Here is a 354-nt window from a genome sequence, read left to right on the forward strand (position 1 = left end):
TTCAGCGAAACGGTCTGCGCGCCGCCGTCGATTTCGCGGGTCACGGCAACGCTGTCGCCGGAGACTTCGACTTTCGATGCGAAAGTGCCCTGACCGTAGCCGCTCAGTGCAGCGAGCATCTGGCCGGTCTGGTTGTTATCGCTGTCGATTGCCTGCTTGCCCAGAATCACGAGCTGAGGCTGTTCCTTGTCGACAACCGCTTTCAACAGTTTGGCAACGGCCAGGGACGTCAGATCTTCAGCGGATTCGACGAGGATGGCGCGGTCGGCACCCAGAGCCAGTGCGGTACGCAGCTGTTCCTGAGCAGTGGTCGGGCCGATGGAGACGACGACGATTTCAGTCGCAACGCCTTTC

At 60.7% G+C, this 354-nt stretch carries 1 pseudogene; it reads right to left on the reverse strand.

Annotated elements, in window-relative coordinates:
* Positions 1-354, reverse strand: a pseudogene (locus ACIOVB_RS20440) (electron transfer flavoprotein subunit beta/FixA family protein); the annotation flags it as partial.

The sequence above is a fragment of the Pseudomonas sp. NPDC087639 genome (genome assembly GCF_044743385.1).
GTDB lineage: Bacteria > Pseudomonadota > Gammaproteobacteria > Pseudomonadales > Pseudomonadaceae > Aquipseudomonas.